Below are 20,269 nucleotides of genomic sequence, written 5' to 3'. Positions count from 1 at the left end.
GGTCAGTTGGGTGGCAGGAGGAACTTCGCAATCACCGGCAGATGATCGGAAATGCGCAACGTATCGTCCTGCCGCACCGTGGCTTCGACCCGTTTGATCTTCGGGCTGTAGAACAGGTAATCGACCGTGCGGTCCGGGCCGTTGAGGCCGGGGTCGTTGGGGTAATGGGTCAGCCACTTGGCGCGGTCGATGCCGCTGGCTTCGTTGTTGGTCGGGATCATCGGGTACTTGTCCCACAGCACATGCAGCGCACTGTCGGCGGAGTAAGGCGTGCGCTGCTCGGTGGGCAGGCGCCGGTACTGGCCGAGCGGCAGCAGATTGAAGTCGCCGCCGATCAGCCACGGCGTGCCGTGGCTTTCGTGTTTGTCGAGGACCTTGGCCACCGCTGTCACCTGCGCCTGCAAGGTGTCGTCCGGTTGGGTGGCGCGATCCAGATGGGTGTTGAACACCACCAGTTGCCCGCCATCGCTGAGCGGCAAAGTGGTGGCGAGCAGCGCATCTTTCGGCTGGAACTGACGGCTGATGAGGTTCGCCGGCTGCACCGGCAATTGCAGGCGCTCGGCGTGTTCGATGCGGTAGCGGCTGAGGGTCGCGAGTTGCCGGCCGACGCTGCCGAAGATGTGCGGTTCCGGGACGAAGTCGGCCTTCCAGTCAAAGGCGTGGGCGCTGCACGGATAGAGGTCGGTCAGGCGCTCCTGCAACAGCTTGAGTTGATTCTGATAGTCGCTGGCCTTGGCGCCGTCATCCAGTTCCTGCAACAGCACCACGTCGGGCTGTTCGTCGCGGATCACCCGCGCCACTTCATCGAGGCTGAACGCCATGTCTTCCGGGGTCGGGGCTTCGTCGTCGCCTTGCGCCAGGTCATTCCAGAACACGTAGCGCTTGCCGGCCAGGTATTGCACGTTCCAGGTCATGACTTTCAGGGCCTGGCCGGGGACCAGCGTCGGCGGTTGCCCGATGCAACTGACCGGCAGGGTTTCCCGGGCATCGGGGCGCCAGGTCAGGCTGTAGATCAGCGTGCCGATCAGGGCGAGGGCGAGCAGTACGGGCAACAGGATGTAGCGCAGTAGACGGGTCATGGCTCGGCTTATAGCGATACGGAAGTGGTCCCGAGCATACCCGAGACCCATCGATCAGCCCAAGCGCCGTGCAGTCAGACTATTCCGTCACGTTTGTCGGGCAATTCGCTGATCAGCATGAACAGGCGGAACAGCACCACGCTGGTGAACAGTTGCAGGAAGCTGTGACCGCTGTCGATCAGCACTGCAATCAACGGATTCTGCGGATCGGGATAGACCTGCAGGGTCAGGCCCTTGAGCAGCCACAGCGGCCCCATCACACACAGGATGCACGCCAGAATCCGCAGAAAATGCCCGCGGCTCAGGCGCAGGCTTTCCTTCATCGCCTGCAACGGGCCGTAACCGCGCAGCACCAGCAGATACTCACCGAAGGCCAGAGTGACCATCAGCCACAGGCCCGGCAGGAAATACAGCGACAGCCCGAGCAGAATCAACAGCGTGTTCAGCGCAGTCAGCAGGGCAAAGCGCGGCCACAGACGAGCGGCCATCGCCAGCAGATCGCGGGTTTGTGGGGATTCGCCGCGGGTGCGGGCATCGAGAAACAGAATCAGCGCTGCGGTGTACAGCGGATAGACCAGCAGGCCGACGATCACGCTGATGGCCGAGTAACCGTCCGGGTCGCTGGCATGGTCGACCACCTGTTGCAGCACGGCTTCGACAATCACCAGCGGCAGGCACAACTGGACGATCCGGCCCAGATTGCGTTTGAAGAAATACAGGGAGTCGCGCAGCACATCGAAGGCATTCATCAGTCGGTATCGCAGGTCAAAAACAGTGGCCCACTTTAACCGATGATCCGTTTCGCTGCGCAAACGTAAACGTTCGGTAAAGGTCATTGAAACATTCTGTTGCTGCCTCCATTACAGAGGTGCGCCTGCTCCGACGTGGAGGAGGGCAACGTTATCCCCGGCAATCTACGAGGTCGCCATGAACAGCGAAGAACAAACCCTGATCGATGGACTGTTTTCCCGGCTGCAACAGGCCGAAACGGAGGCAGCCCCGCGCGACGCCCAGGCCGAGGCGCGGATCAAGGAACACCTGACGCGCCAGCCGGCCGCAGGTTATTTCATGACCCAGGCGATTCTGGTGCAGGAGGCTGCCCTCAAGAGCCTCGACGAACAGAACAAACAACTGACTCAACAGGTCAAGCAATTGCAGGCCGAACTGCAATCGGCCAAGGCGCAGAGCGCGCCGCCGGCCTCCAGCGGTGGTGGCTTCCTGTCGAGCATCTTCGGTGGCAGCAGCTCGCGCCCGGCGCCGACCCAGAGCGCCCCGGCCTCCACTGGCGGCTGGCGTGAGCCGGCACCGCAGCAGAGCTTCGGTGCGCCCGCGCCACAACAGAACTTCGGCGCGCCACCTCCGGGTTATGGCCAGCAACAAGCGGCCCCGGCAGCCGGCAGCAGCTTCCTCGGCGGCGCCCTGAAAACGGCGGCCGGTGTGGCCGGTGGCGTGATGCTGGCACAAGGCATCAGCAGCCTGTTCCATCACAATCAGCAGCCGGAAGAAATCGTCGAAGTCATCAAGGAAGAGCCGGCCCAGGTCAACGACCAGAGCAACAACGGCTGGGGCGATGACCAGCGCATGGCCAACAATGACTCCTACGGTAATGATCAGGGCGGCTTCACCGACACCGACTACAGCGATGACAACTCATCGTTCTTCGATGACGACGATTCTTTCGTCTGATTCACCATTCGTCCGGGGCGCCTGATCGCCCCGGGCCGATTATTCGCGGAACCTTCCTTCGGGCTGGCATACTGAGCGCCTTTTTCGGGCCAGGTGCCTGATCCGGCTCATGCGCGTCAGCGCTCACAGGAACTCCGGTGAAAAAAATCGCAGTGTTCGCCGATGTGCAGAACCTCTACTACACCGTGCGTCAGGCCTATGGTTGCCACTTCAACTACGCGGCGCTGTGGGCGGATGTCAGCCAGCACGGGCAGATCGTCGAGGCCTACGCCTACGCGATCGACCGGGGCGACAGCAAACAGCAGCAGTTCCAGCAGATCCTGCGCAATCTCGGTTTCACCGTGAAACTCAAACCCTACATCCAGCGCAGCGACGGCTCGGCCAAGGGCGACTGGGATGTGGGCATCACCCTCGACATCATGGACGCCGCCGACCACGTCGACGAAATCGTCCTGGCCTCAGGTGATGGCGATTTCGACATGCTGCTCGAACGCATCATCAACAAACACGGCGTGCAAGCGGTGGCCTACGGCGTTCCCGGCCTGACCGCCAACTCGCTGATCCGCGCCGCCAGCCGTTATGTGCCGATCGAAGGCGCACTGCTGTTGAAAAATTGAGCCCTGCTCAAGCATTGATTTGGACGGAGTACAACCCGGTTTGGAACGCATTGCAGTCATCGACTTTGAAACCACCGGCATCTCGCCGAGCAGCAGCTGCCGGGCCACGGAAATCGCCGTGGTCATGCTGGAAAACGGCCGCATCGTTGAGCGTTACCAGAGCCTGATGAACGCCGGCGTCCGCGTCCCGGCCTTCATCGAACAACTCACCGGCATCAGCAACGCCATGCTGCGCACCGCGCCGTCGGCCGAACAGGTGATGAACGAAGTCAACGAGTTCGTCGGCTGCACGCCGCTGCTGGCGCACAACGCCGCGTTCGACCAGAAGTTCTGGGACTTCGAACTGGGCCGGATCAAACGCACCCGTTTGCAGAACTTTGCCTGCTCGCTGCTGCTGGCCCGCCGCCTGATGCCGGCGGCGCCGAACCACAAGCTCGGTACGCTCACCACCTTCGCTCAACTGCCGCATACCGGCCAGGCGCACCGGGCGATGGCGGATGCGGAGATGGCGGCGAATTTGCTGGCGCATCTGGCGGATGAGTTGCGGCGCAAGCATGGGGTGCGCGAGCTATCGCACGACTTGCTGTGCAAATTGCAGAAAGTCCCGGCCGCCAAGGTCGGTGAGCACTTGCAGCGCTATCGCTGAATTCCGGCCCCGGTTGATCGTTTGATCGTTCCCACGCTCCGCGTGGGAATGCAGCCCGGGACGCTCCGCGTCCCAGCTCTCGAGCGGGACGGGAAGGTTACTTGCCGTTGCCTTCGATATGCCCCAACGGCACCCGCTTCTCTATCGCACTCGATAACACGATCGACGTCTTGCTGAACCCGAATTTCGCCACCCGGTTGATCAGCTCTTCCAGCTCGGTCATCGAGCCCACGGCTGCCTGCATGATCACGCACGGGTCGCCGGTGACGCGGTGGCATTCGGTGAGTTGCGGAATTCTGATCAGTTCGTCGTACACCTTCGGGTTGCCGTGCTGGTTCAGGCGCAGTTCGATAACGCACTGGATCGGCAGGCCGAGTTTGGCCATGTCGACTTTGGCCGAGTAGCCGGTGATGACGCCGCTGGCCTCGAGTTTGGCCACGCGCTCGGCGACGGCGGGGGCGGAGAGGTTCACTTTGCGGGCGAGGTCGGCGTAGGACGCGCGACCGTTTTCGAGCAGGGCGCTGAGCAGCATGCGGTCGTATTTGTCCAAGGTCGGACTCCTGAAAATGCCAGACTTTCGAAATCGCGGTTTTGGCCGTCGATCTCCGTGTTTTCAAAAGTGTACCGGCGCTATAAACAGGATTTGTAACTTATTTTTAGCGATTGGCCTTTCTAGAATAACCCATTCCCTGAGTCTGACTTTCGAGCTGCCCATGTCTGCCTTGCGCCGTTTTTCCCTGCCCTTGATCGCTGCGTTTTTTGCGTTGTACGTGATTTGGGGATCGACCTATCTGGTGATCCGCATCGGCGTCGAGTACTGGCCGCCGCTGATGCTCGGTGGCGTGCGCTTCGTGATTGCCGGCACTCTGATGTACGCGTTCCTGCGCTGGCGCGGGGCACCGGCGCCGACCTGGGCGCAGTGGAAGGCGGCGGGGATCATCGGGATTCTGCTGCTCAGTTTCGGCAACGGCGCGGTGACTTTGGCCGAGCACAGCGGCGTGGCGTCGGGTGTTGCCGCGTTGGCGGTGGCGACGGTGCCGCTGTTTACCTTGCTCTGCGGTTATCTCTGGGGCGCGCGCAACACTCGCCTGGAGTGGGCCGGGGTGGTGATGGGGATTATCGGCATCGCGATGCTCAACATGGGCTCCAACCTGCAATCGAGTCCGCTGGGCGCGGCGTTGCTGATTTTCGCGGCAGCGAGCTGGGCGTTCGGTTCGGTGTGGAGCAAACACCTGCCGCTGCCTCAGGGCGCAATGGCCAGTGCCGTGGAAATGCTGGTCGGTGGGGCGGTGTTGCTGATCGGCAGCGCGGCCAGCGGTGAACACCTGCAAGCCATGCCGCCGCTGGAAGGCTGGCTGGCGCTGGCCTACCTGATCTTCTTTGGCTCGATCATCGCCTTTAACGCCTACATGTATCTGTTGAAAAACGTTCGTCCGGCGGCAGCCACCAGTTATGCCTACGTCAACCCGGCGGTGGCGGTGTTGCTGGGGATCGTGTTTGTCGGCGAGACCATCGGCATTGAAGAAGCGCTGGCAATGCTGGTGATCATCGGTGCGGTGGTGCTGATCAGTCTGCCGCAGTGGCGGCGTCCGGCGCGGTCGCCGGTGGTCAGCGAGCCGGCTGCCGCAGCGAAGGTCATAGCGACGGAGCAGCGTGCGAATTAGGGTAAACTGCGCGCCATCGCATACTCGTTTTGCACAATCTGCTCTGATTTTTCCTACGGTACTCCCATGACTTTCGCCACCCTTGGCCTGATCGAACCCTTGCTGCGCTCCCTCGAGAAGCTCGGCTACCAGACCCCGACGCCGGTGCAGGCGCAAGCCATACCGGCCGTGCTGGCCGGTCGCGACCTGATGGCCGCGGCCCAGACCGGCACCGGCAAGACCGCCGGTTTCGCTTTGCCGCTGCTGCAACTGCTGGCGATGGAAGGGCCGAAAGTCACCGCCAACTCGGTTCGTGCGCTGATTCTGGTGCCGACCCGCGAGCTGGCCGAGCAAGTCCACGAGGCCGTGCGCCAGTACGCCGAAAACCTGCCATTGCGCACTTACGCGGTGTACGGCGGCGTCAGCATCAACCCGCAGATGATGAAGCTGCGCGGCGGCGTCGATCTGCTGGTCGCGACCCCGGGCCGTCTGCTCGACCTGTTCCGCCAGAACGCGCTGAAGTTCAACCAGCTGCAAACTCTGGTGCTGGACGAAGCCGACCGCATGCTCGACCTGGGCTTTTCCGAAGAGCTGGCGAACATTTATCGCGCGCTGCCGAAGAAGCGGCAGACGCTGCTGTTCTCCGCGACCTTCTCCGATGACATCCGCCTGCTGGCCGGGCAGATGCTCAACGATCCGCAGAGCATCGAAGTCAGCCCGCGCAACGTCGCCGCCAACACCGTCAAGCAGTGGGTGGTGACGGTGGACAAGAAGCGCAAGCCGGAACTGTTCGTGCACCTGATGCGCAAGAACAAGTGGAAGCAGGTGCTGGTGTTCGCCAAGACCCGTAATGGTGTGGACGCGCTGGTCGAGAAGCTCCAGGGCCTGGGCGTGAACGCCGACGGCATCCACGGCGACAAGCCGCAAGCGACCCGGCAGCGGGCGCTGGACCGTTTCAAGCTGAGCGAAGTGCAGATTCTGGTGGCCACCGACGTGGCGGCCCGTGGTCTGGATATCGAAGACCTGCCGCTGGTGGTCAACTTCGATCTGCCGATCGTTGCCGAGGATTACATTCACCGCATCGGCCGGACTGGCCGCGCGGGTTCGACCGGTGAGGCGATTTCGCTGGTGTGCGCCGATGAAGTGAACATGTTGTCGGCGATTGAAATGCTGACCCGCAGCACGTTGAAGCGTGAGGTTGAGCCGGACTTCGTGCCCGAGCACCGCGTGCCGGACACCGATGCCAGTGGTCAGGTGATCAAGAAGCCGAAGAAACCGAAAAAGCCGAAAGCTTCGGGTGGCGGTGGCAAGCGCAATCTGGGCAAGTGGGTGGACAGCGGCGAGACTCAGGCGCCGGAGCCTTCGATCAAGCCTGTTCGTAAAGTTCCGGTGTTTAATACCGGGCCGCGTAAGCGTAAGCCATAAGGGCAGCGGCGAGTTTCAAGCTGCAAGCTACGAGTTAAGGGCGGTTTGTCGTTAGCTTTTGGCTTGTAGCTTGCCGCTGTTGTTGAGCCACTTCAGCATTCCAGCTCCGGCCGCCCGGCCGCTGGCAAAACACGCCGTCAGTAGATAACCCCCAGTCGGCGCTTCCCAATCCAGCATTTCCCCCGCACAAAACACCCCCGGCAACGCCTTGAGCATCATCCGCTCATCCATCGCCTCAAACGTCACGCCACCGGCACTGCTGATCGCTTCATCCAGTGGTCGGGTTTTCACCAGCGTCAGCGGCAAGGCCTTGATCGCTCCAGCCAACAGTGCCGGATCAGCAAACGTCGTCGCATCAGTGAGCTCTCGCAACAGCGCCGCTTTCACCCCATCAATCCCGACCTGACTGTGCAGGTGCTTGGCCATCGAGCGCGAACCCCGTGGTTTGCTCAGTGCCGCCTGCAATTTATCCACAGGACGGCCGGGCAGCAGGTCGATGTGAATGGTCGCCGCACCGTGCACATTGATCGCCTCACGAATCGGCGCCGACAGCGCGTAGATCAAACTGCCCTCGATGCCGGTTGCGGTAATCACGCATTCACCCAAACGCGGAACGTCGTCATTCAAACCAATGGCGATATTTTTCAGCGGCGCGCCGGCGAATTTGCTGACCATCAATTCGCTCCAGGCCTGCACCTCGAAGCCGCAATTGCTCGGCTGCAACGGCGCCAGTCCTACACCGCGTTGTTCCAGCGGCAGCATCCACGCGCCGTCGGAGCCCAGTCGCGACCAACTGCCGCCGCCGAGGGCGAGCAGGGTGGCGTCGGGGGAAAGGGTTTTCTCGCCATCGGGGCTGTCGATGCGCAGCGCGCCGTTTTCATCCCAGCCGAGCCAGCGGTGGCGGGTGTGGATAACCACGCCGCTGTCGCGCAGGCGCTTGAGCCAGGCGCGCAGCAATGGCGCGGCTTTCATGTCGGTGGGGAACACCCGGCCGGAGCTGCCGATAAAGGTTTCGATGCCCAACTCGTGAATCCAGCGGCACAGTGCGTCGGCGTCGAACGCGCGCAGCAGCGGGGCGATGTTCGGGGCGCGTTCGGCGTAGCGCGAGAGGAAGGCCGGCCAGGCTTCGGAATGGGTGATGTTCATGCCGCCGACCCCGGCCAGCAGGAACTTGCGGCCTACCGAGGGCATTCCGTCGTACAGATCGACGCGAACTCCGGCCTGGCTCAGCACTTCGGCGGCCATCAGGCCGGCGGGGCCACCGCCGATGATGGCGACGTGAGCGGGAAGGGCGGCGGAAGTCTGGGTCATGGCAGCGGCAATAGCGTGGCGGAATAAGCCGCGCATTCTAGCAGCAGCGACCAGCGCCAGGCCTGATCAAAAAACAACCAGCGCGCTGCAAGCCATGTTCAGCATGGGCTGTAGTCCCTTTCGCTCAGGTTATCCACAGGCCGTTCCACAGCCATTGTGGGTAACGCAGCACAACTCAATGACAACCGGATGACTGCCAGACGCGCTGCGCACTGTGATGCAGGATGCCGTGGCGGCGGGCGAGGGCGTGGCGATCCTTGCTGTATCCGCCGCCGATCACCCCGACCACCGGGATGTCGCGGCCCAGGCAGTGGCGCATCACGCTTTCATCGCGGGCGGCGACGCCTTCGTCGGTCAGTTGCAGATAACCGAGGGCGTCGTCCTTGTGCACGTCGACACCGGCGTCGTACAGCACCAGATCCGGCTGATACAGCGGCAGCAGATAGTTGAGCGCGTCATCGACAACCTTCAAGTAGTCGGCGTCGCCCATGCCGTTGGGCAGCGGAATGTCCCAGTCGCTTTCGGCCTTGCGTGCAGGAAAGTTCTTTTCGCAGTGCAGGGAAACGGTGATCGCTTCCGGGGTGTTGTGCAGAATCCGCGCAGTGCCGTCGCCCTGATGCACGTCGCAGTCGAAGATCAGCACCCGGTTCACTCGGCCGCTTTGCAGCAGGTAGTGGCTGATGATCGCCAGGTCATTGAAGATGCAGAACCCGGCGGGGTAATCGTAGTGGGCGTGATGGGTGCCGCCAGCGAGGTGACAGGCCAGGCCATGTTCCAGGGCTTTTTCCGCTGCCAGAATCGAACCGCCGACCGCCCGCACCGTGCGTCGGGCCAGGGCTTCGTTCCACGGCAGACCGAGGCGCCGCTGGTCTTCGCGAGACAACTCGCCACTCATGTAACGTTCGATATAACCGCGGTCATGGGCCAGGGCGAGAATGTCGGCGGGGCACAGCTCAGGGCGCAGCAGGTCTTCGTCGCGGGTCAGGCCGCTGTCCACCAGGTGATCGCGCAGCAGGCGGAACTTGTCCATGGGGAAGCGGTGATCCGCCGGAAATTCCGGGCTGTAGTCTTCGTGGTAGATCAGCGGCAACGGCATGGTGGACTATTCATAAAGGCTGCAGGAAAGAGTGCAAAGCCTAACAGCGATGTAGACTGACGGCATCAAGCGGAGGGGCGGGATGGAACCGATACTGGAGCTGCAAAGCGCAAGGCTGCTGATGCGCCAATGGCAGGACGAGGATTTGCCGGCATTCGCGGCGATGTGCGCCGATCCGCAGGTGATGCGCTACTTCCCCGCGCCCTTGAGCCGGCTGGAAAGCGCCGCGCTGATCGGCCGGGTGCGCGGGCATTTCGCCGAACACGGGTACGGCCTGTGGGCGCTGGAGCGCAAGGACACTGGCGAATTCATCGGTTTTACCGGGCTCGGCGTGGTCGGCTTCGATGCGCCGTTCACCCCGGCGGTGGAAATCGGCTGGCGCCTGGCCAAGGAACATTGGGGCCTGGGTTATGCCAGCGAAGCGGCGTGGACTGCACTGCGCTGCGGTTTTGACCGTTTGTCCCTGAAGGAGATCGTGTCCTTCACCGCGCAGAGCAATCTGCCGTCGGAAAAAGTCATGCAGGCGATCGGCATGCATCACGATCCAGCCGACGATTTCGATCACCCGAAACTGGCTGTCGACCATCCGTTAAGTCGACATGTGTTGTACCGCATCACCCGGGAGCAATGGCTGCAGACCTTGCATGGCTAAGCCGACACGGACGTTTACAATGGCGCGATCAGTGGCTCGCGCCAGAATCTGAATTGGCCGCCGCAGCCAGGGCTGCGCGGCATAGCGTTGTGTGAGGAGAGTCTGAATGAGCCAAGTGTTGGAAGATCTGGTGGATCTGCTGACCCTCGAACCGATCGAGGAAAACCTGTTCCGTGGTCGCAGTCAGGATCTGGGCTTTCGCCAGTTGTTCGGCGGCCAGGTATTGGGCCAGTCGTTGTCGGCGGCCAGTCAGACCGTTGAAGAAGCGCGCCATGTGCATTCGATGCACGGTTATTTCCTGCGTCCGGGCGATGCCAAGTTGCCGGTGGTCTACTCGGTTGACCGCGTGCGTGACGGCGGCAGTTTCAGCACCCGCCGCGTGACCGCGATCCAGAAGGGCCACCCGATTTTCACTTGCAGCGCGTCGTTTCAGTACGACGAAGAAGGCTTCGAGCACCAGAGCCAGATGCCGCAAGTGGTCGGCCCGGAAAACCTGCCGTCGGAGCTGGAACTGACCCAGCAACGCGCGCACCTGATCCCGGAACACATGCGCGAAAAGCTGCTTTGCCCGAAGCCGATCGAAGTGCGCCCGGTCACTGAAAAAGACCCGTACAACCCGCAACCGGCGGACCCGATCAAGTACGTGTGGTTCCGCGCCGACGGCGCGTTGGCCGACATCCCGGCGCTGCACAAGTATCTGCTGGCGTACGCTTCGGACTTCGGTCTGCTGACCACCTCGATGCTGCCGCACGGCAAATCGGTCTGGCAGAAAGACATGCAGGTCGCCAGCCTCGACCACGCGCTGTGGTTCCACAATGATCTGCGTGCCGATGACTGGTTGCTCTACGCCATGGACAGTCCGTGGGCCGGCAACTCTCGCGGGTTCTCCCGTGGCAGCGTGTTCAACCGTGCCGGGCAACTGGTGGCGTCGGTGACCCAGGAAGGCCTGATCCGTCATCGCAAGGACTGGGCATGAGTCTGGCGGATGTGCGGCACTGGGTGTTCGACATGGACGGCACCCTGACCGTCGCCGTGCACGACTTCGCGGCGATCCGCGTGGCGCTGTCGATCCCGCCGGAGGACGACATCCTCACCCACCTCGCGGCATTGCCCGCCGAGGAAGCGGCGGCGAAACACGCTTGGTTGCTGGAGCATGAGCGCGATCTGGCGCTCGGTTCGACCCCGGCGGTCGGGGCGGTGGAGCTGGTGCGCGACCTGCACGCCCGGGGCTATCGCCTCGGCATCCTGACCCGCAATGCGCGGGAGCTGGCCCACGTGACGCTGGAGGCCATCGGCCTGGCTGACTGCTTCGCGGTGGAGGATGTGCTGGGCCGCGATGAAGCACAGCCAAAACCGCATCCGGGCGGTTTGCTGAAACTGGCCGAGGCCTGGCAAGTGCCGGCGAGCGAGATGGTGATGGTCGGTGATTACCGGTTTGATCTTGATTGCGGCCGGGCGGCGGGCACCCACACGGTGCTGGTGAACCTGCCGGATAATCCGTGGCCGGAGCTGACCGACTGGCATGCGAAGGATTGTGTCGAGTTGCGGCGAATGCTGTTCGCCTAAAAAAACGGGGGCTTGGACCCCCGTTTTTTATTGCTCGAACAGTGCTTTCTGGCCTTCCGGCGAGGTCAGCATGCCGTCGCCGTTATGACCGACCCCGGGCACTTCGATCAGGCGCTGATTGATCCCTTCAGGGTGACGACGCAGCAAGTAACCGAAAAACAGCTTGCCGCGCTCCAGTCGATAAGCCCCCTGGGCTTTGGCGGCGCAGCTCTTGTCCAGCGCCGGGTGTTGCGGGTCGGTGTCCTGCTGGCCCAGCAGATAAATCACCTCGCGTTTGACGTAACGGCCTTCGAGCTGCGCGGGCGTTTGCCCACCCGCGTAGATCGGCGGGTCCACCAGACCGTACTTCCAGCGGTTGAAACCCGGACACTTGGCATGATCGAAGGCCACCGGGCGTTGCTCATTGAAATAGGCGTACGACGACGGGTTGGCCACCACATAACGCAAGCGAATGCCTTCGGTCTTGAGCGCCGGTTGTTCCTGGGCCAGCAGCGCGTAACGCTGCACCACCTGCGCGCCGCCGGAGTGGCCGAAGATCACGATCTGCTTCACGTCCGGAAACTGCTTGCGATCGCTCAGCCGCCCGACGATTTCGTCCAGTGCGGCGTAGGAACTCAGCGGGTTCGGCCCTGTGGATAACCCGCCACCCATCCATTCGTTGCCTTGCCAGCGCAGCACGCTGGCGGGTAACGAGTAGAGCGACACATCGCTTTCGTTGAGAAACTGCGGGGCGATCACCAGGGTGTTGGCGGTTTGCCCGGCCAGTTCCGCCGCGACTTCACCGCTTTTGCGATAGGTCTCGGCGTTGCGCAGACGGCCATGAATGACGATCAGCACGCGCTCGATTTTCGCCGGCGCCGGGCCGATGCCCACCGCCATTTCGCCGGCCTGCAATTGCAGGCGCCCGGGACTGATTGCGTCGACGCCGGCCGCTTGTGCGGTGCCGCCGATGAACAGTAAAGCCAACAGCCATTTATGCATTTACAGGTTTTTCGCCGCAAAGGTATCGCACTGGCCGACCTGGCCCTGGGCGAATCCGGTTTTGAACCAGCGCACCCTTTGCGCCGACGTACCGTGGGTAAACGAGTCCGGCACCACGCGGCCCTGACCCTGTTGTTGCAGGCGATCATCACCGATGGCGTTCGCTGCGTTCAAGGCTTCTTCGATGTCGCCCGGTTCCAGCCAGTTCAGGCGCTTCTGCGCGTTGTAGGCCCAGACCCCGGCCAGACAATCGGCTTGCAGTTCCTGGCGCACAAGCAGTCCGCCGTCACCTTCCATCTGCCGGCCTTGCTGACGGGCTGTCTGAATTTTCGCCGAGACGCCGAGAAGCGTCTGTACATGGTGTCCGACTTCGTGAGCGATCACGTAGGCCTGGGCGAAGTCGCCGGCGGCCTTGAAACGCTGGGCCATTTCCTGGAAGAACGCCATGTCCAGATAGACCTTCTGGTCTGCCGGGCAATAGAACGGGCCGGTGGCCGAGGTCGCCAGACCGCAGGCGGAGTTGACCCGGTTGCTGAACAGCACCAGGGTCGGGTCCTTATATTGCCGGCCGGCCTGCTGGAAGATCGCGCCCCAGGTGTCTTCGGTGTCACCGAGGATCGAACGCACGAATTCGGCCTGTTCATCATTGGCCGGCGGCGCCTGACGGGTTTGCGAAGTGGGGGCCGATTGTTCGGTCATCTGCCCGGTGAGCTGGCCCAGGATCTGCAGCGGGTCCTGTCCGGTGATCCAGCCGATACCGACGATCAGCAGGATCGCCCCGAGGCTCAGCCCCTTGCCACCGCCGAAGCGCATGCCGCCACCACCGCCCATATCATCGCCACGGGCATCGACGACGTTGTCACTGCGTCGGCCTTTTTTCCATAGCATGTGGGAATCCTCTATCTGTAGGTGGTGATGAGTGTTGCTGGTGTGTGAGTGTGGCGCCAGTCCGGTCGTCCGTCTATTCGCACACACGCACAAAGGCCCGGCCTCGGGGTGACGAGGTCGGGCCTGTTATTGACGAGCGCGAGCGCCGGGAATTCAATTCGCCGGCGGATTTCTTTCGCCGGGTCAGATGTCAGCGGTCGAAGGCATCCCATACCGGAGCGAAGTCCGGGCTGACCTGACGTTCGCGCTTGGGCAGCGCGGCGATCAGCGCCCGGTCGTCATCGTCCAGTTCGACCTTCAATGACGCCAGGTTGGCCAGTTGATTGGTCTTGCTGCTGGCCTTGGGAATCGCCGCGACGTTGTCCTGATCCAGCAGCCACTTCAGCGCCACTTGAGTGGGCAGCACGCCGTGCTTTTCGGCGATCTGCTGAATCTGAGGAATCTCCGAGACCTTGTTGCGTGCCAGCGGCGTGTAGGCTGTCAGCGCCAGATCGTGTTGACGGGCGTAGTCGAGCAGGGCGTTTTGTCCGAGCAGGACGTGGTACTCGACCTGAATGGCTGACAGAGGAATGCCGTATTCCTCGACGACTTTGCGCAGCAATGGCAGCGGAAAATTCGCCACGCCGATATTGCGAGCCAGCCCCTGCTCCTTGAAGGATGCGAGGGTTTCAAGGGTATGCGGCAGGTCCCAGTCGGTGGTTGGCCAATGGATCATGAACAGGTCGACGTATTCACTGCGCAAGGCCTTGAGGCTGCGATCCAGCGAGTGACGCATGGCGTCCGGTTGCAACTGGTCCCACCAGACCTTGGTGGTGACGTGAATCTGCTCGCGGGGTGTCGGCGTATTTGCCAGCGCCTGTCCGACTGCGTCTTCGTTGTTGTAGGCCGCTGCCGTGTCGATGTGGCGGTAACCGAGTTCCAGGGCTTGCTCCACGGCGCGGGTGCATTCGTCGCCGAGCATCGGCCAGGTGCCGAGGCCGAGTTTTGGCAGGTTCAGTCCTTGTCTGTTAACGATGTGCTGCATGGTCGATCTCCTGTTCGAAAGCCGTGACGCCCGCCATGTGCCGGGCTGCGATGTAACCGAAAGTCAGGGCCGGGCCGAGGTTGATCCCGCCCGCCGGATAATGCCCGCCCATGATGCTGGCCATGTCGCCACCGGCCGCGTACAGCCCGGCGATGGGCCTGTCTTCGGCGTCGAGCACTTGCGCATGCGGGTTGACCTTGAGCCCGGCGAAGGTGCCGAAGCAGCCCGGCTGCACCTTCACCGCGTAGAACGGGCCTTGTTCGATGGGCGCTACGCACGGGTTGGGCTGTTGCGCGGGATCGCCCTGTTTGCGGTTGTACGGGGTCGAGCCGCGACCGAACAGCGGGTCTTCGCCGTGCCGGGCATGGTGGTTGTAATCATCGACGGTGGCGCGTAAACCCTTCGCGTCGATGCCGCATGCGCCGGCCAATTCCTCCAGGGTATCGCCGGTTTTCAGATAGCCGCTGCGGATAAAACCTGACACCGGCACCGGAAACGGCCGAGACATGCCGAGCCCGTAACGCCGCTGGAACGCGCGGGTGCAGATCAGCCAGGACGCGACCTCTTCGCCCTCGGGGGCGGCGGCGACCATGGCGCTGACGTAGTCGTAATAGCCGTTGGCTTCGTTGACGAAGCGCTGGCCGTTGCGCAGCACGCCGATGACGCCCGGTTTGCCGCGTTCGATGATGTGTGGGAAATGGCCGATGCTGCCGTCGGAATGTGGCACCTGCGAGACCGGTGCCCACGCCACGGGCGAGGCCACATCGGTGTTGACCCGGCCTCCGACGTTTTCACCCAGCCGCAGGCCATCGCCATTGACTGCCAGCGGAGGCAGTGCCCAATGTTCATGACCGCTGGGCTTGCGAGGGAACAAGGCTTTGCGTCGCTCGATGTCGTTGGCAAATCCGCCAGCGGCGAGCACCACGGCTTTGCGGGCATGGACAGTGATCGGGCCTTTTGTGGTGTTCACGCGAGCGCCGGTGATGCGTGAATCGTCGCGCAGCAGTTCGGTCACCGGCGCCGACTCCCACAGCAGTACGCCGAGGTCTTCGGCGGATTTCGCCAGCCGCGCCACCAGCGCCACGCCGTTGACCAGTTGCATCGCTCGGCCGTGCAGCGCCAGGTCCAGCAGGTGGCGAGTGAAACGCCGGGTCACGTGCCAGGCCGCCGACAACGAGCGAGTCAGATTGAGAAACGCCGACAGGTCCGCGCCGGCCATGATCGGCATGCCCATGAACGATGTTTCCCGCATCGTTGTGCGAAGACGCTTGAGCAGGCGCCCGACCTTTCGTCCGTCGTAGGGAGCGGCAATCACCGAGCGTCCGCCGGTGCCGGCGCCCGGTGTTTCGCCGTGGATGTCGGCGATGGCGTTGCCGTCGGCGAATTGCAGGGCGGTGTGTTGTTCGAAGAACGCCACCATGCGCGGGCCGGCTTCAAGGAAGGCGTCGATCATGGCCGGGTCGTAGTGCTCGCCGAGTTCGTGGCGCAGATAGGTGCGCGGCAATTCCACGTCTTCCACGATCCCGGCGCGCCGGGCCAGCGGATTGCACGGCACCCACGCCCAGCCACCGGACCACGCGGTGGCGCCGCCGAACACCGGATCCTTTTCCACCACGATGACCTTCAAGCCATGCCAGGCGGCGGTGACGGCGGCCGACAAACCGGCGGCGCCGGAGCCGACCACCAGAACGTCGCAGTGGATATCGGGAAGGGCAGGCATCAGGAAACGCTCCAGCAATCAATTATTTTTAGAATCAGGTTCCAGAAAATAACCAGTGCTGGCGAAGCAGATCAACCCGACTGACGCGCAAAGTGGGCGGTTATCGGACGCTAGGTTCCAGATTTCGCATTCCTCGGGATGTCTTCTAGAATCGGCGAAATTTCACCGAGAGCGCACCATGGCCGGCAGTCAAATCGAACGGGTTTTCAGCGTGCTGGAAAGCCTCACCAGTGATCCGCGCGGGCTGCCGATGCAGACCCTGGCCGAGCAACTGGACATTCCGAAGAGCGCGACGCACCGCCTGCTCGCCGAGCTGATCCGCTTGGGTTATGTGCGGCAGAACCCGGAGACGTTGCGTTATCACCTGTCGACCAAACTGGTGGCGATGGGCTTTCAATACCTGTCGAGCAGCGGTGCCGACATCGTGCAGCCGGTGCTTGATCGCCTGGCCCAGGAAACCGGTGAGTTGGTACGCCTCGGGGTGATCGACGGCGAGCGTCAGACCTGGATCGCCAAGGCCCAGGGCGCTCGTAGCGGTCTGCGTTACGACCCGGACATGGGCCGCGACGCGCCGCTGTTCTACACCGCATCGGGCCATGCGTGGCTGGCGTGCATGAGCGACGCCGAGGCGTTGTCGCTGGTCGAGCGCCAGGGCGCGGAGGTGCCGGCGGATATCGGGCCCAATGCGCCGCGCTCCAATATTGAACTGCTCGAACGCCTGCGCGTGGCCCGGGAACAGGGCTATGCCTGTGTGGAAGAAAGCTCGGCGGTCGGCACTTCGGCGATTGCTGCCGTGGTGAAACATCCCGCCGATGGTCGGGTGATTGGCGTGCTCAGCATTGCTGGGCCAAGCGCACGGATGTCGGCGGCGCGATTGCATGAATTGGCGCCGTTGCTGCTGACGTTCACCGAGGAGTTGTCGGCGGCCAGCCTGGCCTCGGAGTTGTTCGTTTAAGCAAAGCTGTGCGCTGTTCGCCCACTTTTCAACCGAGTGGGTGTGAGAATCTGGAACCGGGTTCTAAATTGTTGATGGAGTGAGTTTTCCTACAACAATCACAAGAGGATCGCACCTTGAACCCGCCCCTTCGAATCGCCCTGATCGGCGCCGGCAACATGGGCCAGCAACATTACCGGCACCTGAAGAATCTCACTGAGGCCACGGTATGCGCCGTGGCCGATCCCGGCCCTCAGGCACGGGCCCTGGCGGCGGAGTGGGGTGTGGCGCATTTCGCCGATCACCGTCAGATGCTGGAGCAGAACCGGCCAGACGCAGTGATCGTCGCCAATCCGAATAATCAGCACGTCAGCACCGCGCTGGATTGCCTGGCTGCAGGCGTTCCGGTGTTGCTGGAAAAACCGGTGGGCGTGCATCTGAATGAGGCGCGGGAATTGGTGGCAGCGGTGGAGCGCAGCGGTGTGCCGGTGCTGGTCGGCCATCATCGGCGGCACAATCCGTTGGTCGTGCGAGCCCATGAGCTGGTCAAGGGTGGGGCGTTGGGACGGCTGACGCTGGTGACTGCGTTGTTCCAGCTGCGCAAGCCCGACCAGTATTTCGAAACGGTGTGGCGGCGCGAGGCAGGTGCCGGAATGCTGTTGACCAATCTGATTCACGACCTCGATCTGCTGCGTCACCTGTGTGGTGAAGTGCGTTCGGTGCAGGCGATCACCGACCATTCGGTGCGCGGTTTCGCCAATGAAGACAGCGCGGCGATCCTGCTGCAATTTGCCGGTGGAGCGCTGGGCACGCTGACCGGTTCCGATGCGGTGGCGGCGCCGTGGAGCTGGGAGTTGAACTCTGGGGAGAACCCGGTCTATCCACGTCAGGCGGATCAGCCGTGTTATTTACTGGCGGGAACGGCAGGAGCCTTGAGCATTCCGCAACTCAAGCGCTGGCATTACAGCGCCGATCAGGTGGACGCCGGTTGGCACGAGCCGTTGCTGGCGGTCGATGAACCGTTCACCCCTGACGAAGCCCTGCGGTTGCAGTTGCAGCATTTCGTCCGCGTGGCGCGACGGGAGGTTGAACCGCTGGTGAGTGCCGCCGACGCCGCCCGCACGCTGGCGCTGGTCGAGGCTATCCGTGAAGCGGCGGCCAGCGGTCGCGCCACTACACCTGCGCAGATCGAGGCCTGAACATGAGCGAACGAATTCTGTCCCTGGCCAGCCTGACCGTGCTGGAGTTGTCGCCACCCGAGATGGTCGAGGTCGCGGCCCGTGCCGGATACAGTCATGTCGGCCTGCGTCTGGAGCCGGCGACGCCCGAGGAATATCACTTTCCGCTGGTAGCCGATGGCGATTTGCGGCGTCAGACACTGGCGCGTTTGCGTGACACCGGAATCGGCGTGCTCGACGTGGAAATCCTTCGATTGAAGCCGCAGACAGTGGTGGCGGATTTCGAGCCACTGCTCAGCGTTGGCGCGGAGTTCGGTGCCAGTGAATTGCTGGTCGCCGGTAACGATCCCGACGAACAGCGGCTCACCGATAATTTCGCGGCACTGTGCGATCTGGCGGCGCGCTACGGTTTGCATCCGCATCTGGAGTTCATGCCCTGGACCGATGCACGCAATCTTGAGCAGGCGTTGCGCATCGTCGCCAAGGCCGGGCGCGAAAACGGTGCGGTGCTGGTCGATGCGTTTCACTTCGACCGTTCCGGGTCGCGGCTTGAGGAGCTGGCCGGCGTGCCGGCCTCGCGGCTGCGCTACGCACAGTTGTGCGATGTTGCCGGGCCGAGGCCGGCGGACATGGCCGAGATCTTGCGTCAGGCCCGCAATGAACGACGGTTTCCCGGCGAGGGTGATTGTGACTTGAGCGGCTTGTTGCGCAGTCTTCCGGCTAACCTTCCCCTGAGTCTGGAAATTCCCACGGTCAAATTGCTGGAGCAAGGCGTGAGTGGATTGCAGCGGGCGCAAATGGCGATCGACCGGACACGGGAATTGTTGGCCCGGCTTTAAGTCTGCTTCAAGGGGCGAGGGCGCACGCGTCCTCGTCACCGTTTATTTTTCATTCAGAGAGAGCCCATGACCGTCAGCACTCCGCTTTCCGGCGTCAACCAACCCTTCAAGGGGATCTTGCTGATTGTCGTGGCGACGTTCCTGTTCTCCAGCCACGACGCGCTGTCGAAATACCTCTCGGGTTTTTATCCGATCGTCATGGTGGTGTGGGCGCGGTATCTGGTGCACACGCTGCTGATGGCCGGGATTTTCCTGCCGCAGTCCGGGCTGCGGGTGCTGCGCACCAAACGCCCGTTGTGGCAGTTGGCGCGGGCGTTGTGCCTGTTGGGCACCAGCCTGTTTTTCACCACGGCGTTGCTGTACATCCCGCTGGCCGAAGCCACGGCGGTCAACTTTCTTGCGCCGGTGCTGGTGACGGCGCTGTCGGTGCCGCTGCTCAAGGAGCGGGTGACGCGCGGTCAGTGGATCGCGGTGGTGTGCGGGTTCATCGGGGTGCTGATCATCGTCCATCCGGGCGGTGATCTGTTCACCCCGGCGATTCTCCTGCCATTCTGTTCGGCGCTGTTTTTCTGCTTCTATCAATTGCTCACCCGCAAGCTCGCTGAAGTCGACAGCCCGACCACCAGCAACTTTTTCGCCGGGCTGTGCAACACGCTGGTGATGAGTGCGCTGGTGCCGTTCTTCTGGCAGGTGCCGAGCCTGGGGCATGCGTTGTTGATGCTGGCGCTGGGCAGTTGCGGAATGACCGCGCATCTGTTTCTGACCCAGGCGTTCCGCCATGCCGCACCAGCACTGCTGGCGCCGTTCGGCTATTGCCAGATCGTGTTCGCGGGGTTGTTGGGCTGGTTGCTGTTTGCGCACACGCCGACCCTGATGACGGTGATCGGGATCGCAGTGATCTGTTGCAGCGGACTGGCGGCAGCGTGGCAGCAGAGCCGGCGCTGAAAGAAAAACCGGCCTGAAATCAGGCCGGTCGGTGCAGGA

The 20,269-nt window shown here is 62.8% G+C and carries 21 protein-coding genes; 12 read left to right on the top strand and 9 right to left on the bottom strand.

The annotated features are described in order from the left end of the window. Positions 1-2: 2 nt before the first annotated feature. Together CAF80_RS24760 and CAF80_RS24755 are read right to left on the bottom strand one after the other, a co-directional pair. Complete coding sequence (locus CAF80_RS24760) at positions 3-1,079, bottom strand: endonuclease/exonuclease/phosphatase family protein (RefSeq protein ID WP_085668067.1); 1,077 nt, start codon at positions 1,077-1,079, stop codon at positions 3-5. Between the two features lie 74 nt (positions 1,080-1,153). After that, positions 1,154-1,828 (bottom strand): YciC family protein, encoded by a 675-nt coding sequence (locus CAF80_RS24755; protein WP_218191738.1) that lies wholly within the window; start codon positions 1,826-1,828, stop codon positions 1,154-1,156. Positions 1,829-2,006: 178 nt separating this feature from the next. Here CAF80_RS24755 and CAF80_RS24750 point away from each other — a divergent pair, with 178 nt between their 5' ends. The 3 genes from CAF80_RS24750 (at position 2,007) to CAF80_RS24740 (ending at position 4,028) form a co-directional block, all read left to right on the top strand. After that, on the top strand, positions 2,007-2,765 hold the full coding sequence (locus CAF80_RS24750) for a DUF2076 domain-containing protein (RefSeq protein ID WP_085668065.1): 759 nt from the start codon (positions 2,007-2,009) through the stop codon (positions 2,763-2,765). 137 nt (positions 2,766-2,902) lie between these two features. After that, the gene (locus CAF80_RS24745; protein ID WP_007958730.1) at positions 2,903-3,382 is read left to right on the top strand and encodes an NYN domain-containing protein; all 480 of its coding nucleotides are present in this window, start codon (positions 2,903-2,905) and stop codon (positions 3,380-3,382) included. Positions 3,383-3,422: 40 nt separating this feature from the next. Further along, complete coding sequence (locus tag CAF80_RS24740) at positions 3,423-4,028, top strand: PolC-type DNA polymerase III (protein WP_039771802.1); 606 nt, start codon at positions 3,423-3,425, stop codon at positions 4,026-4,028. A 97-nt stretch (positions 4,029-4,125) separates the two neighbouring features. Here the strand turns inward: CAF80_RS24740 and CAF80_RS24735 are convergent, their stop codons facing one another. Next, a complete protein-coding gene (locus CAF80_RS24735) occupies positions 4,126-4,578 on the bottom strand; it encodes an Lrp/AsnC family transcriptional regulator (RefSeq protein WP_039771800.1) in 453 nt (150 codons plus the stop codon). Between the two features lie 163 nt (positions 4,579-4,741). Here CAF80_RS24735 and yedA point away from each other — a divergent pair, with 163 nt between their 5' ends. Beyond that, positions 4,742-5,692 (top strand): drug/metabolite exporter YedA, encoded by a 951-nt coding sequence (gene yedA, locus CAF80_RS24730; protein ID WP_085668064.1) that lies wholly within the window; start codon positions 4,742-4,744, stop codon positions 5,690-5,692. 66 nt (positions 5,693-5,758) lie between these two features. Further along, on the top strand, positions 5,759-7,096 hold the full coding sequence (locus CAF80_RS24725; RefSeq protein WP_085668063.1) for a DEAD/DEAH box helicase: 1,338 nt from the start codon (positions 5,759-5,761) through the stop codon (positions 7,094-7,096). Positions 7,097-7,147: 51 nt separating this feature from the next. Here the strand turns inward: CAF80_RS24725 and CAF80_RS24720 are convergent, their stop codons facing one another. After that, on the bottom strand, positions 7,148-8,407 hold the full coding sequence (locus CAF80_RS24720) for a TIGR03862 family flavoprotein (RefSeq protein ID WP_085668062.1): 1,260 nt from the start codon (positions 8,405-8,407) through the stop codon (positions 7,148-7,150). A 175-nt stretch (positions 8,408-8,582) separates the two neighbouring features. Beyond that, complete coding sequence (locus CAF80_RS24715) at positions 8,583-9,503, bottom strand: histone deacetylase (protein ID WP_007958746.1); 921 nt, start codon at positions 9,501-9,503, stop codon at positions 8,583-8,585. A gap of 82 nt (positions 9,504-9,585) precedes the next feature. On the opposite strand from CAF80_RS24715, the gene CAF80_RS24710 reads away from it, so the two are divergent. The 3 genes from CAF80_RS24710 (at position 9,586) to CAF80_RS24700 (ending at position 11,721) form a co-directional block, all read left to right on the top strand. Beyond that, the gene (locus CAF80_RS24710; RefSeq protein ID WP_064599611.1) at positions 9,586-10,155 is read left to right on the top strand and encodes a GNAT family N-acetyltransferase; all 570 of its coding nucleotides are present in this window, start codon (positions 9,586-9,588) and stop codon (positions 10,153-10,155) included. A gap of 106 nt (positions 10,156-10,261) precedes the next feature. Further along, positions 10,262-11,131 carry an acyl-CoA thioesterase II gene (tesB, locus tag CAF80_RS24705; RefSeq protein WP_039771793.1) on the top strand — a complete coding sequence of 290 codons (870 nt, stop codon included), beginning with the start codon at positions 10,262-10,264 and terminating at the stop codon, positions 11,129-11,131. Next, positions 11,128-11,721, top strand: a complete 594-nt coding sequence (locus tag CAF80_RS24700; protein ID WP_085608732.1) for an HAD family hydrolase — start codon at positions 11,128-11,130, stop codon at positions 11,719-11,721. Before tesB ends, CAF80_RS24700 begins: the two co-directional genes overlap by 4 nt. A gap of 27 nt (positions 11,722-11,748) precedes the next feature. On the opposite strand, the gene CAF80_RS24695 is transcribed toward CAF80_RS24700, so the two are convergent. The 4 genes from CAF80_RS24695 to CAF80_RS24680 all read right to left on the bottom strand — a co-directional run bounded on the left by CAF80_RS24695 (position 11,749) and on the right by CAF80_RS24680 (position 16,334). After that, positions 11,749-12,702, bottom strand: a complete 954-nt coding sequence (locus CAF80_RS24695; RefSeq protein ID WP_085668061.1) for a hypothetical protein — start codon at positions 12,700-12,702, stop codon at positions 11,749-11,751. Then, entirely contained in the window at positions 12,703-13,590 is an 888-nt protein-coding gene (locus CAF80_RS24690; protein WP_039771788.1) for a neutral zinc metallopeptidase, read from the bottom strand. Positions 13,591-13,780: 190 nt separating this feature from the next. Then, entirely contained in the window at positions 13,781-14,614 is an 834-nt protein-coding gene (locus CAF80_RS24685; RefSeq protein ID WP_085668060.1) for an aldo/keto reductase, read from the bottom strand. Continuing rightward, the gene (locus CAF80_RS24680) at positions 14,598-16,334 is read right to left on the bottom strand and encodes an FAD-dependent oxidoreductase (protein WP_085668059.1); all 1,737 of its coding nucleotides are present in this window, start codon (positions 16,332-16,334) and stop codon (positions 14,598-14,600) included. The genes CAF80_RS24685 and CAF80_RS24680 overlap by 17 nt, the downstream gene beginning before the upstream one ends. Before the next feature lie 178 nt (positions 16,335-16,512). Here CAF80_RS24680 and CAF80_RS24675 point away from each other — a divergent pair, with 178 nt between their 5' ends. The 4 genes from CAF80_RS24675 to CAF80_RS24660 all read left to right on the top strand — a co-directional run bounded on the left by CAF80_RS24675 (position 16,513) and on the right by CAF80_RS24660 (position 20,230). After that, a complete protein-coding gene (locus CAF80_RS24675; protein ID WP_039771781.1) occupies positions 16,513-17,289 on the top strand; it encodes an IclR family transcriptional regulator in 777 nt (258 codons plus the stop codon). A gap of 116 nt (positions 17,290-17,405) precedes the next feature. Beyond that, the gene (locus tag CAF80_RS24670) at positions 17,406-18,467 is read left to right on the top strand and encodes a Gfo/Idh/MocA family protein (protein ID WP_085668058.1); all 1,062 of its coding nucleotides are present in this window, start codon (positions 17,406-17,408) and stop codon (positions 18,465-18,467) included. 2 nt (positions 18,468-18,469) lie between these two features. Beyond that, the gene (locus tag CAF80_RS24665) at positions 18,470-19,285 is read left to right on the top strand and encodes a sugar phosphate isomerase/epimerase (protein WP_085668057.1); all 816 of its coding nucleotides are present in this window, start codon (positions 18,470-18,472) and stop codon (positions 19,283-19,285) included. Between the two features lie 66 nt (positions 19,286-19,351). After that, positions 19,352-20,230 (top strand): DMT family transporter, encoded by an 879-nt coding sequence (locus CAF80_RS24660; protein ID WP_039771776.1) that lies wholly within the window; start codon positions 19,352-19,354, stop codon positions 20,228-20,230. The last annotated feature ends 39 nt before the right edge of the window (positions 20,231-20,269 follow it).

The organism is Pseudomonas sp. B34(2017) (genome assembly GCF_002112915.1).
Lineage (GTDB): Bacteria > Pseudomonadota > Gammaproteobacteria > Pseudomonadales > Pseudomonadaceae > Aquipseudomonas > Aquipseudomonas pharyngis.
This window is presented reverse-complemented; position numbering and strand designations above follow the sequence as displayed.